The 839-nt window shown below is 64.5% G+C and carries 1 protein-coding gene; it reads right to left on the bottom strand.

Annotation, left to right across the window (positions count from 1 at the left end):
• Positions 1 to 839, bottom strand: an 839-nt coding sequence (locus GHO41_RS29405) for an AMP-binding protein (RefSeq protein WP_153435358.1), incomplete at both ends; no start/stop codon positions are given.

Here is an 839-nt window from a genome sequence, read left to right as displayed (position 1 = left end):
GCGGGTCGGCAAAATACCCACGGCCCACGCCCGTACCGGCCACGTACAACTCACCGACCACACCGGTTGGCACTGGCTGCAAGTCGCCATCCAGCACATACAAACGGTTGTTGTCGGTGGCCAGGCCAATCGGCAAATACGCGCCTTGGGCCGACACCGCGTCAACACGGAACAGCGCCACGTCGTCCGAGCATTCCGCCGGGCCGTAGGCGTTGACCAGACCAATCTGCGGATAACGCTGCAACCAGCGACGCGCCAGCTCCGGGGGCATGGCTTCGCCGGTGGGCAGCATCCAGCGCAGCGCAGCCAGCGAACCCTCGGGCTCGTCGAGCAGACTCTGGATCAGCGACGGCACGCTTTCGAGCACAGTGATCCCGCGTGCGGCCACATGCGCCAATAACGCAGCCGGATCGTGGGCGATGACGTTGGGCACGATGTCGACTTGCGCGCCAAACAAAGGCGCTGCGAGGAACTGCCACACCGAAATATCGAAACTCTGCGACGCCGTCTGGGCGATCACGTCCGCTGCGCTCAGGTGCAAATACGGTTGTTTGCTCAGTTGGTTATTGAGCATCCCGGCCTGCTCGACCATCACCCCTTTGGGCGTACCGGTGGAGCCCGAGGTGAATATCACATAGGCCAGGTTGTTGGGCGCGGTGTAGATGCCCGGTGACGTGCTGCAATACCCGGCGTCTTGCACGTCCTCCCACACCAGCAAGGGCGGGCGCTGTGCCGGGCTGAGCAATGCCAGCACGCGCTCGGCCTGTTCACGGCACGCCGCACTGGCCACCAGCAACGGCACGCGCCCCAGTTGCAGCAAGGCCAACAGGCGCTGGGTC

The organism is Pseudomonas sp. FSL R10-0399 (assembly GCF_009600165.1).
In the GTDB taxonomy this organism is placed as follows: Bacteria; Pseudomonadota; Gammaproteobacteria; order Pseudomonadales; family Pseudomonadaceae; genus Aquipseudomonas; species Aquipseudomonas helleri.
Note: the sequence above shows the minus strand (reverse complement) of the source record. Positions and strands in the feature narration are given on the sequence as shown.